This is a genomic window from Paenibacillus sp. JJ-223 (assembly GCF_927798175.1).
GTDB lineage: Bacteria > Bacillota > Bacilli > Paenibacillales > Paenibacillaceae > Paenibacillus > Paenibacillus hubeiensis.
Genome location: NZ_CAKMMP010000004.1, coordinates 130,721 through 146,642 on the forward strand (window position 1 = coordinate 130,721; position 15,922 = coordinate 146,642).

At 51.1% G+C, this 15,922-nt stretch carries 11 protein-coding genes; all 11 read right to left on the bottom strand.

The features are described 5' to 3' along the window. Positions 1 to 233: 233 nt before the first annotated feature. Positions 234 to 1,445, bottom strand: coding sequence for a GTP-binding protein (locus L6H98_RS09175; protein ID WP_236414537.1), 1,212 nt, complete (start codon positions 1,443 to 1,445; stop codon positions 234 to 236). Positions 1,446 to 1,668: 223 nt separating this feature from the next. Further along, on the bottom strand, positions 1,669 to 4,518 hold the full coding sequence (locus L6H98_RS09180; protein ID WP_236414538.1) for a DUF5704 domain-containing protein: 2,850 nt from the start codon (positions 4,516 to 4,518) through the stop codon (positions 1,669 to 1,671). 520 nt (positions 4,519 to 5,038) lie between these two features. Further along, positions 5,039 to 6,307, bottom strand: coding sequence for an S-layer homology domain-containing protein (locus tag L6H98_RS09185; RefSeq protein ID WP_236414539.1), 1,269 nt, complete (start codon positions 6,305 to 6,307; stop codon positions 5,039 to 5,041). A gap of 489 nt (positions 6,308 to 6,796) precedes the next feature. Further along, positions 6,797 to 8,008 carry an MFS transporter gene (locus L6H98_RS09190; RefSeq protein ID WP_236414540.1) on the bottom strand — a complete coding sequence of 404 codons (1,212 nt, stop codon included), beginning with the start codon at positions 8,006 to 8,008 and terminating at the stop codon, positions 6,797 to 6,799. A gap of 89 nt (positions 8,009 to 8,097) precedes the next feature. Continuing rightward, entirely contained in the window at positions 8,098 to 8,928 is an 831-nt protein-coding gene (locus L6H98_RS09195) for a dipeptide/oligopeptide/nickel ABC transporter ATP-binding protein (protein WP_236414541.1), read from the bottom strand. Beyond that, positions 8,921 to 9,814, bottom strand: a complete 894-nt coding sequence (locus L6H98_RS09200) for an ABC transporter ATP-binding protein (protein WP_236414543.1) — start codon at positions 9,812 to 9,814, stop codon at positions 8,921 to 8,923. The genes L6H98_RS09195 and L6H98_RS09200 overlap by 8 nt, the downstream gene beginning before the upstream one ends. A gap of 36 nt (positions 9,815 to 9,850) precedes the next feature. Next, complete coding sequence (nikC, locus tag L6H98_RS09205) at positions 9,851 to 10,723, bottom strand: nickel transporter permease (protein WP_236414855.1); 873 nt, start codon at positions 10,721 to 10,723, stop codon at positions 9,851 to 9,853. A 2-nt stretch (positions 10,724 to 10,725) separates the two neighbouring features. Further along, on the bottom strand, positions 10,726 to 11,673 hold the full coding sequence (gene nikB, locus L6H98_RS09210) for a nickel ABC transporter permease (RefSeq protein WP_236414545.1): 948 nt from the start codon (positions 11,671 to 11,673) through the stop codon (positions 10,726 to 10,728). Between the two features lies 1 nt (position 11,674). Beyond that, on the bottom strand, positions 11,675 to 13,270 hold the full coding sequence (gene nikA / locus L6H98_RS09215; protein WP_236414547.1) for a nickel ABC transporter substrate-binding protein: 1,596 nt from the start codon (positions 13,268 to 13,270) through the stop codon (positions 11,675 to 11,677). A gap of 182 nt (positions 13,271 to 13,452) precedes the next feature. Beyond that, positions 13,453 to 14,628, bottom strand: coding sequence for an amidohydrolase (locus L6H98_RS09220; RefSeq protein WP_236414856.1), 1,176 nt, complete (start codon positions 14,626 to 14,628; stop codon positions 13,453 to 13,455). Positions 14,629 to 14,830: 202 nt separating this feature from the next. Beyond that, positions 14,831 to 15,892, bottom strand: coding sequence for an LLM class flavin-dependent oxidoreductase (locus L6H98_RS09225; protein ID WP_236414549.1), 1,062 nt, complete (start codon positions 15,890 to 15,892; stop codon positions 14,831 to 14,833). Positions 15,893 to 15,922 lie beyond the last annotated feature (30 nt).

A 15,922-nucleotide genomic window follows, 5' to 3' on the forward strand; every position in this document is an offset into this window, starting at 1 on the left:
TTTAAACCGCACTATCAATCACACAAGGCCAATGCAAGTGCAGCACCTTCTTCCGATCGCCTGTTATTCCCAGATTTTTTGTTTCCCCTTTTTAAAGGAGAAAGTCCGGTGATAAGCCTATGCTTCCGATGCAGCTTTCTTTCAGAAAGCTTTTGGCGAACGCTTCGCTTCTCCAGATTGGTTCTGCCTCTCCGTTGACGTGTGTATGTTTTTTGCAGTTTATATGCATGGTTTTATTGCAACAGGGGCTGCGCGGCTTCGATCGGCCATGGCAGCGGATTATCAAACCGTGCCCAGTCCGCTTGCATTTCTTCGTCGTTCAACAAACATTGGTCCAACTCTTCTTCGATCTGCGCACGTTCCATCTCGATGCCGATCATGACCAGTTCGGTTTGGCGGTCTCCCCACTCGGCATGCCACTGCTCCATGATCTCCGGTTCGGTCTGCAAAATGGCTTCCCTGTCCGCTTCGGGCAAAGCCGCCGTCCAGTACCCTGCCGGTCCGAATTGAATGGATGGCCCGGCTTGACTGAGGCTTGCGGCGAGATCTCCCTGTGCGGCGAGCCACACCAACCCTTTGGCTCGTACCACTTCTTCCGGCCAATGGCTCATGAATGCGGCCAAACGAGCCGGATGAAACGGTTTGCGGCGACGGTACACAAAAGAGCTGATGCCGTATTCTTCGGTTTCCGGCGTGTGGGATTCCCGTGCCAGCTCCTGGATCCAACCGGCCGACAGGCTTGCTTTTTCAAAATCGAACAAACCGGTATTCAAAATTTTGGACGGGTCGATCTGCCCCTTCACGGTACGGATCAATTTGGCATTGGGCTGCAATTTGCGGATAACATGTTCCAGCTTCAGCAATTCGGCCTCGTCCACCAGATCACATTTGTTTAGCAGAAGTACATCGCAAGTCTCGATCTGATCGATCAGCAGATCCACCACATCGCGGGTATCGCCTTCATCCGTTGCTTGATCCCGGTCCAGCAAGCTTTCGCCCGAGGCAAAGTCATGCCAGAAACGGTGGGCATCCACTACCGTCACCAGACAGTCCAGTCGCGCCAGCCCTGTCAGGTCGATGCCGGTTTCCTCATCCGCATAAGTGAACGTCTGCGCCACAGGTACCGGTTCGCTAATCCCGGTCGACTCAATCAGGATATAATCGAAATCACCCTCATTGACCAACTTTTCGATCTCCTGCATCAAATCGTTGCGCAGGGTGCAGCAGATGCAGCCGTTCGACAGCTCAACCAGCTTTTCTTCCGTACGGGACAAGGCTGCTTCTCCCTTTACCAGCGCCGCATCGATATTGACCTCGCTCATGTCGTTGACGATGACGGCTACTTTAAGCCCTTGCCGATTATGCAACACATGATTGAGGACCGTTGTTTTGCCTGATCCGAGGTAACCGCTAAGAACCGTTACCGGGACTTGTTTTTGTACCATGAAATTCTTCTCCTTTTGAAACGAGTAATGAATTGTTTTATCTTTTTTTGTTTAATAGTAATTATTACGATTAACAACAATGACTATACTCTGCTTGCTTTAAGATGTCAAATCCCTTTTTCATGTAAACGTGCGGGCAACATTCCATAAAAATGTTGTGAGAAGAGCCATGAATCGGCCGATTCATGGCTCTTTGGTTCACTTTTCCTACCACGCTACATCTTTAATGCAGTACCTGTGACTGAAAATCGTCCCGGCTGGATCGACCCGCATCGTAAAAGACCACATCCCCATCCATCAAAGGCCATGTGTTTCCTTGGCCGTTCAAAGGGCGTGTATCAAAACCCTCCAACTTCCACTGATTCATCAGCGGAGCGTGGATATATTGCAAATAAGGCTCGTTCACATTGCCGTTACGCAATGTCTCGATATTAAAATTAACCACGATATACCCGTCTCGCAGAAACACGGGCGACTTTTCATCCAATGACTGCTGTCTCGCAACGGCCTCCAGATCGGTGCCTTTGGGAACGGCATATACATCGGCCGGCAGGCTGTACTCTCCATACCAACGCTGGACAGAGGCTAAGGCCCGGTCGGCATTTACGCTTGCTGGCAGATCTGTCTTGGGCCCGATCAACGTCCGGATGGAGTCAGGCAGTATCATCCAGTCGTAACGGCCGACCCACGTCTTTCGCCGCGATTCTTGTTCGGTTTGCTGGACCATATACTCGGCCAACGTCCGCCGCCCTCGTTCCTCGGCCGTGAGTTCGTTGGCATATCGATAGCGGGCCGTATCCCCAAGCTCGGTTCCGGGGACATTGCGCAGCCGTTCGTTAAGCACGACGTACCGTTTCTCCAGGTCCTGTTCGGAACCGATCCGAATTAAACGCTCCTGCCCGCGATGGTAATACAAGTCCACCTCTTGCCTCGACTTGCCATCCCGGCTCACCACGTAGAAGCTCGGCGTGATTCGGATGCCATCCTGCCCTCCAAACATGTTGCCTTTGGTTTTCAAGTCGAACCGGAAAAGGTAACCCGTTTTTACCGCTACGTTGCCAAAGCCCTGCACCGGATGACTCCCTGGACGGATTGGCAGCATATAAGGCGTCAGGTTCCCACGCGGATCGCCATCAATACCGAAGGGACCTATCCAATAGTTATTTCCCGTTGTTTCAGGACGCCCGATTTGTTTCCGAAATACATTTTCCCAATAATAATCGGCAATATCCGTTATTTTAAAATCATACACTCGACCAATCACTTGCACAGGCACTGTATTCACGGCGACATGGTTAACCAAACCCAAATTTGCCTTATCCTCGTAAGTAAAGCCTGATTCGGGCGAGTTCTCTGCAAATGAGCGATAAGAAACCGAATAATCCCCCTCATCCACCCAGGTCGGCAAATAAAAGGTGGTTTCCGTCTGTGAAACCGGAATATCGATCCACGTACTTGCCGGATAAAACGTGGTTTTATTCGCTGTATACACGTCAAACGGGAATAACACCTGTTTGCGCTTGATATACTTTGCATAATCTCTGTCCCCGTAGCCGGGAATATTGCGATGCTGTCCATTGGTGGGCAGCGTTACGGTAAAAGGCCGGTCCAGAATAAAAGCTCTGCGCGCATAATCCGGCGTCGTTCTCTGATTGTGCTCCCGGTCATCGGAAGCATCGGAATACATAACGGTCGGTGTATGCACCGTTACCGTATTAATCCCCTGAATCGGATGCTCTTGATTGGCCCCTCCATTCACATTGCCTGAAAGCAATTCATAAGAAACGTTTCCGGAACTGCCCGTGTTTTCTCTGTTCAGCAGCGTGCTGCTGATCATGTTTCCAGGTTTGTATAGTACATCCCGCCCAACCGTTGTTGGATTCGGAATATTCGATGGGTTCGGTCCATCTTTCGTATATTCGGCCCCATCCATGATCGTCTGGTTGTTAAACTTGACCAGATCATTATTCACTTTGCTTTGCGGTGTATTGGTCTCGGCCATCCCCTTAAGCAGTTCGGTGTCATCACGAACATCAGGTGGAGCGTTGAGTCCCCCGGTTAATTTGGGCGGTGTATACGATATCGCTGCCGTTTGCCCAGGACGCACGTGGCGATCGACGGCTTCTTCATGCCTCGATTCCAGCGTTGGTGCGGTGTACCCCGCTGGCATCATCGTGACCGTGCCGCCAGGCAGCGCATAATTGCTCATCGTTGCTTTGGCGAGTTTGTACACTTCCAGATTGTTAATTTTCCAGTACGAGTAGTCGCGGGTCATTTGAAATTGGTACGATTTCGTAACGGTGTCCCGCTCCGGAACAGGATCTCCATCCGTACAGTTGCCCTCTTCATCACATACTTCCGGGCCTGGAACCGTCCATTCTCTCTCATACGTAATGGAACCACTGCAATTGTAGGTCACTTTTCCGCTCATTTTGGCCCAGGCTTGCTTAAACAGGTAATTATCCGTCAACGCATTGGTATAGAGCGATTCCGAGGTCGGGATTCCCTTCGTCACATCGAATTTCTCCGCATCCCGCTGGTCCGCGCGAATGACTCCCGTCGCATTGGGATCAAGGTCGCTCATGATCATCGTTGTGCCCGCAGAAGGCGGACCGATGGCGGGAGCACACACCACGTCGCCCCCGCCTGGATTGCCACCTCCGTCATCAGTACCTTGTCCGACCACAATATTTGTTGAGGTTGTCAAATGATAGCCATCTTTTACCCATAATACCGTAATCGTCGTCGTTCCTTCGGTTAAGGCATGAACAACCCCTGAACTGCTAACAGTAGCCACAGTTGGATTGGAGGAAGTCCATGTGATATCTCCATTTCCACTGTTTACATTCGTTTCTGGGCCAAAACTGCCATCGCCGGTTTTGGACTTTACTGTTGCATTCAGTTGTTTTGTATCATTCTTGTTAAGAGACCCACCATTAGTAAGGTTTATTTCTTTGGTGACCTCGGCTCTGGCTCTCCAATATAAATCAGTGTGGAAAATATAATCCGCCGACCACTTGGGTGAATTATATTCTCTTGCATCTGTTGGAGGAATAGCTCCTCCAATTTGCATGGTAAATTTAGTATTAAGCCCATCAAAAGATTCTACAGAAACTAGTATGGGTTTTCCTGGAGTGTAGTAATGGGTGTTGTCCATATAAAATGGTTCTAAAGAGATATCAGTAAATTCAGAAAAGGGGTGATCTATCCCTAACTTATCTGTATATATTGTTGGTTTATAGACATCTCTATCTAAATTCAGATTAATGCAAACTGTCGATGACTTGGGTAAATTTGTTACAGGGTCGTTTGTAAGTTTGATATCATTGCATTGTCCATCGACTCTCCAATCTAGATCATCAACCTGATAAATATAGATACCAATGTTAGTGTTCTTCTTTCCTTCAACTGGACTAATCTTAGTTTGTGATTTTGAGGGGATTGCAGGTTCCATGTAAGGCGCTACTAGCTCAGGTTTGTTTGGGCCCGGTCCTCCACCAGCATGTATGAAACCTGTTGGATACATAATGAAACATATGAAAATAATAAAAAAAATTAGTATACTTAGTTTTGATTTAATAATTACCTCCCCCTTAATCAAATGTAGCAACTACGCTGTACGTCAAACCTTCTTTTGTGACGAGGGTAACTGGTCTAACCAAATCTTTCCGAAAGTGTAAAAGACCATCTGCCCAATAAACTGGATTTTTATCAACGAATACACCTCTGCTTTTGGTGAAATCTCCTGTTTTTGGAGCGGAGTAAGCCAAGAAAGCTTTTGAATTTGGTGAAGTCATAGGATTGATAGTTGCTGAGTTGAGCAAACTACCTGCCTGTAATTGGTTCATAGTAGAACTTTTAATATTCAGTTCAAATTCAACAAATGAGAAATATGCCCCATGATATAGAGTGTAACCTTCATCAACGAAAACAGGGTAGTAGATACTTCTATCATTTCCTTTTGCAAAAGTATTGACGATGATCCAGTTTCTCACCTTGAGGTCCGCATAGTTAGTTTCGGTAATAAGATCTTTATAACGAATTTTAGAAAAATCATCTGTAACCTCACTATAATCAAACCCATCCACAAACTTTTCTTGAGGTCTTTTCTTATACGACGGCGCAATAATACTCAAGTTCGTGCCCGTTAAACCTACCTGGCGCAACTCATTCAAACCTTTAAAATCGGACGGCTTCGCCTTTGCCACCGAAGAATAGCGTTCAATGAGGACCGCTACCTCTGCGCGTGTGGTTGTGCGATCAGTTCCGAACATTTTATCATTCGCAACGCTCATCAGCCCCGTGCCCATCGCTACTGCCACCGCATTTTTTTCGGAAGCCGCGAGTTTACCTGTAAAATATTCTTTAGCTGGTACAACGGTATTGGTAACGTCAGACAGCGCTTGCTTGTAATCGGCATCAACAGTTGCCAAACCTTGAGTAAGCCAAACTGCCATTTCCCCTCTTTTAAGGGAAGCACCGGCATCCAGTTTTCCTTTGTAATCGGATGGATCAATGAACCCTTTTTGAATAGCCAAGTCCACCCCGTCTTTCGCCCATGCAGGAATGTCTGTAAATGTATTGGTTTGATGGATTGCCGAGTTCGGCTGGTCCCTCAGCCTTCCCAAAATGCTTGCCATTTCTGCCTTCGTTACAGGCGAACCGGGTTTAAACGTTCCATCGGTGTATCCTTTTAAATATCCCTGTTCCACTGCAGCATTAATGGCTTCCGATGCCCAATGCGTTGCCGGCACATCTTTAAATTTTACCGAGGAAGCAGCCTCCGAAGAGGACCCACCCGTTCCCATAACGCCAGCTAACAAAGATAATGCCATCAATCCGGAAAACAACCTCTTTTTCATGACATGCACTCTCCTTCAATTGAATTTTTCGAATCGATACCCGAAGCGTCTTGACCCATTTTTGCTAACTCCATGCTTTACTTCCTCGTCTGCCCTCAGCCTGTTTCTATATTGCTGCATGTTCCTATGTACCTGAAAGCAGACATATTCCCTTGCTCCACTTACTCCACCACGCTGTCCTCACCATTCGAAAAATCTAATTTTGTCAGAATCACCTATATTCTACCATGCAACATGGGAGATTGGGATTATTTTTCATTAATTCCATCCGACTAAAAACGCATCCCCCTCCTCCCAAAGACCCACCTCACCTCCTGTCAAACAACAAAAAAAAGGCCACGAATCCGCAGATTCATAGCCTTATGCTTTAAGGTCGTCGTCGATCATATTTCATGCTTGCAATCAAGCATAACCGATTTCTCGGTCTTTGAACAGAGGGCAACAGGAAAATATTTCATCTAAATCGTCCCATATCAATGACTCAACCCATTAAAACGACGCTTTCGCCGCCTCCATCCGCTTCCTGCAAACGACAACCGGAATCACTGCCAACACCGACAGCAACGTACAAATCATAAACATCGCGGAATATGACGCAGCCTGCACAATCACTCCCATAACAAGCCCGCCTAATGAGAAACCAAGGTCGTACGAGGACATGAAAATGCCCATAAGCACGTATCTTGATTCTGCCGGAAGCACAAATGATAGAAACGTCGTCAACGTTGGATAAAGCAATGCTACCGCAAACCCGCTGAACACCGCAGACAAATAAACCAACGGGCCGATCATTTCCATCATCGATAGCAGCTGGGTGCCCAGCGCGGCAGACAGCAACAATCCGGCCATCAGCCACGTATTCCAACTGCCGTCCGAAGGGATCTTTTTACGCAGCACGAAGCGGCAGACAATCACCACCAGTCCCTGGAGGGTCAAGAACAACCCTGCACTAGCCCCACCGTTCGCTACCATGTACAAAGGCAAAAAGGTCGCAGTCGCGCCGAACACGCACGAAGCAAACAGCATGACCACCGTGCTCACCAGCAAAGGAGTGCTCTTCCAAACGCCGCCAAGGGAACGGAACATATCCGTTAGCGTATACGATTTGTTTTGCACCGTGCTCTCCGGCAAATCCAGACGAAATCCGAACAATAGCGGTAATCCGGCCAGAGCAGCAAGCATCAGCACAAACCAGAAGCCGCTTGCCTGTTCCCAGATTTGGATCGCCAGCACGGGAATGACCAGCGAAGGAACCATCGTAAACAATGTGTACATTGACAATCCTTGCGCCCGATCCTTGTCCTCCAGCCTCTCCACGATCCCCGCCTGCATCGTCATCGAAAAAAAGGCCGTAGCCACGCCCTGCAACGCCCGCAGCCACAGGTAACTCTCCACGCCGCCCACCATGAACAGCAGCAGCGTCGCTGCATGCAAAACAAGCAGCCCCTTCATGACGCGAAGCGGCCCGCAGCGTCCAAGAAGCTGGGCTGCGAAAGGACGCAGCAGCATGCAAGTGAACATGTACGCGCCCATCATCAGACCGATTTCGGACTGGCTCAAGCCAGCCGCTTCGCTGCGGAGCGGAAGAATGATCGTCAATGCCGAATTGGCGGCAAAAAACAAAAAAGCCAATATATAAAACCGGATAAACGATAAGGAACCCGGATTCAGTTTTTCAGATTGCTGTGCAGCTCTATTCAACAGTGCGCCCTACTTTCTCTCTTTCAAATCCCGACTCCATCTTGATGAAACCGAGAGCTTCTCATCCCCGGCTTCACCCAACGATACAATCATTTGACTTTGGAAACAAGTAGGCGGGTATAATCATGGCGTTCTGCATCATAAATCCGTTCAGTTTCAAACAGGTCAACACGTCGCCCTTTCTTCATCACCAAGATGCGATGGCTAATAGAGGCTAACGAAGCAATGTCATGCGATATAAACAGGCAACTGATGCCCAGTTCCCGGCCGAGCCCCTTCAGCATACGCAAAATTTCGGCCTGCACCGTCACGTCCAAGCTGGACGTCGGTTCATCGCAAATCAGCAGTCGGGGATTCAGCGCAATGCCGCGCGCAATCGCCACCCGCTGCTTCTGTCCGCCGCTCAGTTCATGCGGGTAACGGTCCAGATACTCCGGGGAAAGCCCGACCATATCGAACAGTTGCCCGGCACATGCCCGGCGTGAACCCCGAGCTTCGCTCAAAAACGGTGGAACGATCTCCGGAAAGTTGTCCAGCGGCTCCATGACCGAACGCCATACGGGAAGCCGCGGGCTTAACGACGATGACGGATCTTGAAACACGACTTGCATATTTTTCCGCATTTGACGAAGCGCTTTTCCTTTCAAACCAGCCAAAGATGTGCCACCAAAGACAACCTCGCCTTCATCCGGACATTCCAGACAGAGCAGGATGCGCCCAATCGTGCTTTTGCCGCTGCCGCTCTCGCCGACAATCCCCAAACACTCGCCCTGCCTAATCTGCAAAGAAACATCCTGCAGTGCTGTCACCAAGTGTCCGGCATGGCGGTAGCTTTTGCACACGCCCCGAAGCTCGGCCAGTACAGGCCGCGAAAAATCCTGAACCGCTAAGCGTTCACCTAAACGGACAGAGCTAACCATGCTTCACCAACTCCCGATCCGAACGTTCTACAGTATCTCCACGCTCTTGGTCCTCAGCATCACCAGTGGACTTATCATCCTCCACATCATCCTTTACCGGCATTTTTGGGCAGCTGTCCAACAGTTTCAGCGTATATGGATGCTTCGCTTTCATGCGAATATCCGATGCCGTGTTCTGTTCAACGATCTGCCCCTCCTTCATTACGGTAACATGGTTGGCACGTTTAAGGACCATCTGCAGATCATGGGAAATGAGCAAAATGGCGCATCCTGTCTGCCCTTGAATGTCCTGCATCAGATCAAGCACGTTCTCTCCGCTAATGACATCCAATGCCGTCGTTGGTTCATCCGCGATCAGCAGCTCCGGCTCCAGCATCAACACCGCCGAAAGCGCTGCACGCTGCAATTGCCCCCCACTCAGCTGAAAGGAATAACTGGAAAAGATTCGTTCTGCCGGCAAACCTACCTTGTCCAGATGCTCCAGCACCATTTTTTTGCATGCTTTACGCGTGTATGCTCGGTGAGCGCGAATCGCATCCATCAGCTGGCTTCCGATCGTTCTGAACGGAGCGAAGCTGCCCCGATAATCCTGGAATACGTAACCGATGGATCGGCCCGCCAGTTTCCTGCGCTGTTTGGCATGCTGCTGCAACAGGTCCTGCCCCTGGAAAATCAGTTGTCCCTGAACGACCTTTATTCCCGGCGGCATCAGACCAATAATGGCATTGGCCGTCATGCTCTTTCCGCTTCCGCTCTCGCCAACCAGCGCCAATATTTCTCCGGAACGAATGTCAAAAGAAACGTCCTTCAGGATCATCCGCCCCCCGTCAGCCGAACGAACGGATAGATTCCGTACGCTTAAAATGGGCACCGTGCCTGAATTCATGAGTATCACCTCAACTTAACCAATTCATGATCAAAGTCATCCTTGTTTGCCACGAACGTCCAACCCATCTCTCAGACCTTCCCCGATCAAATTAAAAGCAATGACCACCAGCATAATGGCCACTCCGGGATAAATCATAAGTTCCGGTTGGGTTTGGAAAAACGGCCGGCCATCGTTCAGCATCGCTCCCCATTCAGGGGAGGGCGGCTGTGCCCCCAGTCCAAGATAGGACAGGGACGAGATGACCAAAATCGTTTTGCCGATATCGAGTGCGGCATAGACGAGCACCGGAGGGAGAACTGCGGGCAATAAGTGTCGCCACAGGACGGTCCATGTGTTTCCACCGGCGACCTCAGCCGCCGTAATGTAGTCTTTTTCCCGCTCGGACAGCACGATCCCACGTACAATGCGCGCATATCCAAGCCAGTTGATCAATACGATGGACACCACCATGTTTTCCATGCTTGGCCCCAAAAAGCCGGAGATGGCAATGACCAACAGAAAATCAGGCAGCACGCTAAGCCCATCCACAATGCGCATAAGGAACGTATCCACCTTGCCGCCAATGTATCCCGAAAGCAAACCCAGCGGAATGCCGATCAACATGACCATAACGATGACCATCGACGAAATGCCAAGAGTCGAACCCGCACCCTCTACTAAACGGGAGAACAAGCATCTGCCCAGCTGATCCGTACCGAAGGGATATGCCAGGCTGGGCCCCTGCAGTCTGATCGCCATATTGACCAGATCGGGGTCATTCCGAACAAACAACGGTCCGAACACAATCAGCAATATCATCAACACAAGTATGGACGAACCAGCCACGATGCCTGGTCTGCGCAGCAGCCTTTTGAAAGAAGGAGATTTGCCAGAACTCAGAGAGCTCTTCCCACGAGCTGTAGCCATTCTCACGAGGAGACTCCCCCTTTGCGCAAACGAATTCTCGGGTCGATCCAGCCATAGAGCAGGTCTACGAGCAGATTCACCAAAATGGTAAACGCACCTGTCATCATGAGATATCCCTGTATGAGCGGATAATCCCGCTGGAAAATAGCCTCCACCGCCATGCTGCCCAATCCGGGCCAGGAGAACAGCGTTTCAACAACGACCGAGCCGGCAATCAAACTGCCAAAGGTCATTCCAAACACCGTCAGCACCGGGATACACGCCGCACGCAGCGCATATTGCAGGACGATTTTGAATTCGCCGATGCCTCGCGCCCTTGCAGAACGGACGTATTCCGTGGACAAGCTTTCAAGCATGCCGGTTTTGAGCAGCTGTGTGTGGACCGCCGCCAGACCGAAACCAAGCGTAATGGATGGCAGCACCAGATGTTTAAATTCGCCCTTGCCCATCGTGGGCAGCCAGTGCATTTTGGTTGAAAACAGGTAGATCAGAATCAGACCGATCCAGAACGTCGGCATGGATGCCCCCAGCAAAGCAAACATTTTGCCAAAATGATCAGGCAATCTTCCCGGAAAACGCGCAGCCAGCAAACCCAGCGGGACGGAAATCAGCACCATCACGGTTATGCCGCCCATCGCAAGCTGTAACGTGGCTGGCAAACGATCCAGCAATTCGTCAAGGACCGGTTTGTTCTTCAACAGCGAATCGCCGAAGTCAAGCGTCATCACATTCGTCATCCAGCTCCAGTATTGAACGGCCAAAGGCCGGTTGAAACCAAGCTCCTCGCGCAGCGCCTCTGCCTGTGCCCGGGTTGCCTGCATTTCATCCGCTCGCAGCAAACTCATCACCGGATCGCCGGGAGCAAGCTTCATCAGCACAAAAACGACAATCGATAAAACAAACAACACGATGACCAGTTGAGTCAGCCGTCGCCCTATCCATTTCAACACGTCAGTTCACGTCCATCTTATTCGTCATAAAGTAGTAGTCCTCGGCGCCCGGTTTCCAGCCTGTGACACGGTCGCTCATACCCACGATGATATTCGGATAGACGATATAAGCATGCGGCATGTACTGCTTGGAAATTTCCACCGCTTCCTGCGTCAGACGGATTCGTTCGTCCATATCGCTTGCTGCATTCAACGTGTTAACCACGCCCGACAGCTCATCGATCTCGATATCGGCTGCGTTCAGTGCCCCGCCGGGCATCAATGCCGAATTAAGGAAATATCCACCATCGCCGCGAGGCGCGGACAGATTGCTGTACGTCACGATATCCCAGTTGTTATTGTCACGGATGGCCGTGTCTACATTTTCCACCGTTCGGATGTTGATCGTTACACCGGCTTTCAGCGCTTCAGATTGAAACACCTGGGCAATAAGCGGCAGCTCCGGACGTGCCTTGTACGTCAACAATTCCAGCGTCAACGGTTGTCCGTCTTTCACCATTTTCCCGTTCTCGAGCACATAACCGGCCTCCTGCAACAGCGCTTTGGCCTGCTCGACGTTTTCCGGTTGAACGGGATCTGTGCTGCCGAACGGAAGGCTCGCATTAAACGGACCGTTGGCTGGAGCGGCATACCCCAACATGACGTCATTCGCAATGCTTTGGCGATCCAGCAGCAAATTCAGAGCCTGTCTTACTTTCAATTCCTTCGTTGCCTCCCCCGCCGGGTTAAACAACAGGAAGTGCACGCGCAATCCCGGAAGTGATTCCACATGCAAATCGGAAGACTGCTCGATCGGTTCCACGGATTCAGCAGGCAACTGCGTGGCAATGTCGACCTCGCCCGATTGCAGCGCCAATGATCGCACGTTACCATCCTCGTTGAATTTGAAATCGACCTGCTGCAGCGGGGAAGCGCCATCCCAATACCCGTCATAACATTCCAATTGAATTTGGATACCTGGCGAAAAGCTCGTTACCTTAAAGGGGCCCGTACCCACGGGCGCCAGATTGAAATTTTTCGTACCCATTGCTTTTTCCGCTTCAACGTTAATGATCGAAGCATAAGGGTTGATCAGCTCCGATACGAGGGCAGGATTCGGTTTGTTGGTCACAATGGTCAACTGCTGCCCTTGAGCCTGCATGCTTTTGATATCGAGTGCATTTTTCAATGCCCCATTCACGCTAACAGCACGCTCCAGCGAAGCTTGGACCGCCGCCGCATCAAGCGGAGCACCATCTTGGAAAGTCACGCCATTCCTGATCTCAAAGATCCATGTATCATCTCCCTGTGCTTCCCAACGGGTGGCAAGCCAAGGCTGTACGGCCAGATTCTCGTCTAACCTGACAAGGGTTTCCGTAATTCCTGCCCGTACCGCCACAAGGTCATTGGAAGGGTCAAGCATACTGCTCTTGAAATGGAACAACAACGTCATCTTTTTAACCGCAGATTCACTTTGGGATGCTGAGCCCGCGGAGGTTCCTTCACCAGACCCGCCACCTGCCTTTGCGCCGCATGAAGACAATATCATTGCCGAGGCAAGCACCGTTAGCGTCAATAACAACCATTTTTTACACAACACTCGCTTTTTGTTTTTCAATGAATGGTCAATCCTTCCTTCTGCTTCTCTTAAAACCGCAATCAAAGCTATTAAGACAGTAATTTTCACACTATCGGAGAATCCCTTTATTTCCCTGTCATATTTTCTATCATTATATGTAATTCAATCTATGTTGTACACACAAAAAAAGACTGACACCAATGTGCCAGCCCTTGCTTCATTTATATTTCATTTCCGAAGTGTTCTTTCCGTGCTTGTCTCAGTGCGTTCTCCGCGAGAGATGCAAGCAGTTCAGCCCCCAGCGGCAGCGCCCGTTCATCCAAATCAAAAGCAGGATGATGCCATTCGTGCGACCCGGAAGTACCTAAGAAAAGAAACAGGCCCGGAACCTCCCTTTGATAAAAAGAAAAATCCTCGCCTGCCGGTGACGGCAGCGGCCTGACGCCATTCAATCCTACAGCTGCGGCGGTCTGTTCCGCCAAGGCTGCAAGCGAAGGGTCATTGACCACGGCAGGAGGTCCCTGAATCCAGCGGACCGTGGCGGTGGTGCCGTATGCCGCGGCTACGCCAGCCACCACCTGGTTGAAGCGCTCCCTGATGCGTGCCCGCACCTTCTCTTCAAACGTACGAACCGTGCCGTCGAGCACCGCTTCCTCCGGAATGACGTTCCAGGCCGTGCCGCTATGGATTTTGGTCACGCTGATCACGGCGCTTTCCTGCGCTCCGACATTTCGGCTCACGATGGACTGCAAGGCCGTGACGATATGGGATGCCACCACGATCGGATCAATGCCTGCCTCAGGTACGGCCGCGTGGCTTCCTTTGCCCTGCACCTTAACGACAAAGCCGTCCGCGGCGGCCATGAGTGCACCTTCGCGGATGCCAACGCTGCCTACCTGCAAGTCAGGTTTGTTATGCAGACCGAAGATGGCTTGAACATCCTGCAGCGCACCGGTTTGAACCACTTGTTTGGCCCCCGTCGCTTTTTCTTCCGAAGGCTGGAACAGAAGGCGAACCCTGCCCGGCAGCCGCGATTCGCGTTGCTTTAACAATTCGGCAGCGCCGATCAGTATGGCCGTATGAGCGTCATGTCCGCAGGCATGCATCTTTCCGGACACCTGTGACGCATACTCCAGTTTCGTTTCTTCCTGGATCGGCAGTGCATCAATGTCGGCCCTTAACGCAACAACCGGACCTTCGCCTTCCCCGATTTCGGCAACCAGTCCGGTGCGAAGCGAGTATTCCTCGGCAATGCGAATACCTTGTTCCTCCAGCCAGCCCCGGATGGATTCCGTCGTTTCCCATTCCTCGCCCGACAATTCCGGATGACGATGCAAATGACGACGGATAGCCGTCAATCGTTCCGCGAAGGAAAGATCCTGGCCGCGATCCGCCATATCCGATAAGGATTTTGGTTCTTTAGGCGCATCCTGCGAATCCTGCGCCTCTCGCTGCTCCAATTCGCTTTTCATGAAATGGCCCCCTTGGTTCAATTTCTGATCCATCAGATCGTTATGGAACACGTCATTTCGCCATCAAAGCTGCAACTTCTCTGGTCGTGATCCGATTCGCGGTAATTTAATTTTGGCACAACAGAGGTTAGCCGACAACGGTCTGGATAGCTTCATGCTCTGCCTCAAATGCATCCAGCCCTTGCTCTACCAACGCCTCGCGCAGCAGCTCGAAGGAACGCAGTCTTTTGCCGAAATCGCGGGTTGCCGTTGTTACGATCAGTTCATCAAAGGCAAAATCCCGCTGCAGCTTGGCCACAACCCGGCCTACGCTCTCCTTGTTGCCCTTGATCGTGCTTGGTTCAAGCACCTCGATCCGGTATTTTTCATTCGATTGCTCGCCAAACTGTTCCGCTTGTTCAATCGAACCGACCGTCAGCGTTTTGCCGCCTTCCAGGTGAATTTTAACGAGTTTGTGCTCGCTGGTCAGTTCCTTGGCCTCTTCCTCCGTCTCCGCCACGATGAGCGCCGCTGCCAATGCCACGTAAGGCTCGGAACCGCCGGAACGGTCGAATTGTTCGCGATACACGCGGAAGGCCTCCTGCGCCACCTCCGTGTTGCCGTTAATGAACAGAGAAAATACATAAGGCAATCCTAACTCGGCGGCCATCGCCGCGCTATCCACGCTGGCTCCAAGCACGTAGAGCTCGGCAGGCGCATCGACGACCGGTGCGGCACGCAAGCCTGCCAGAGGATGCGTCTCGTCCGCAAGCGGTTCATTGTGAATATACCGCTTGACTTGCAGTATCTTTTCTTTTAGTGGAGCCGCATCGCTCACTCCCTCCTGCAGGGCTTGGGTGGAGCGCGGCAAACCTCCCGGCGCGCGACCGATGCCCAGATCCACCCGTCCCTGACCAAGGGCGGCAAGCACGTTGAAGTTCTCGGCCACCTTATACGGGCTGTAATGCTGCAGCATCACTCCGCCGGAACCCAAACGAATCCGCTCCGTATGGGCAAGCAGGTGCGAAATCAATACCTCGGGCGACGAGCCGGCGACATGCTCCGAATCGTGATGTTCCGATACCCACAACCGATGGAATCCAAGCCGCTCCGCCGCCTTGGCAAGCTCGATCGTATGCCGGAAAGCCTGTACCGGCGTTTCTCCTTCATAGATCGGGGTCTGATCCAAAATACCAATACGAATACTCATCCTTTTTCCTCCTTCGCATGCCAACCTGCC

Coding starts and splice junctions, on each gene's coding strand:
- L6H98_RS09175 (WP_236414537.1), bottom strand. CDS start 1,445: ATGGTACAAAAACAAGTCCCGGTAACGGTTCTTAGCGGTTACCTCGGA.
- L6H98_RS09180 (WP_236414538.1), bottom strand. CDS start 4,518: ATGCAAATTGGAGGAGCTATTCCTCCAACAGATGCAAGAGAATATAAT.
- L6H98_RS09185 (WP_236414539.1), bottom strand. CDS start 6,307: ATGAAAAAGAGGTTGTTTTCCGGATTGATGGCATTATCTTTGTTAGCT.
- L6H98_RS09195 (WP_236414541.1), bottom strand. CDS start 8,928: ATGGTTAGCTCTGTCCGTTTAGGTGAACGCTTAGCGGTTCAGGATTTT.
- L6H98_RS09200 (WP_236414543.1), bottom strand. CDS start 9,814: ATGAATTCAGGCACGGTGCCCATTTTAAGCGTACGGAATCTATCCGTT.
- nikC (WP_236414855.1), bottom strand. CDS start 10,723: ATGGCTACAGCTCGTGGGAAGAGCTCTCTGAGTTCTGGCAAATCTCCT.
- L6H98_RS09220 (WP_236414856.1), bottom strand. CDS start 14,628: ATGGCGGATCGCGGCCAGGATCTTTCCTTCGCGGAACGATTGACGGCT.
- L6H98_RS09225 (WP_236414549.1), bottom strand. CDS start 15,892: ATGAGTATTCGTATTGGTATTTTGGATCAGACCCCGATCTATGAAGGA.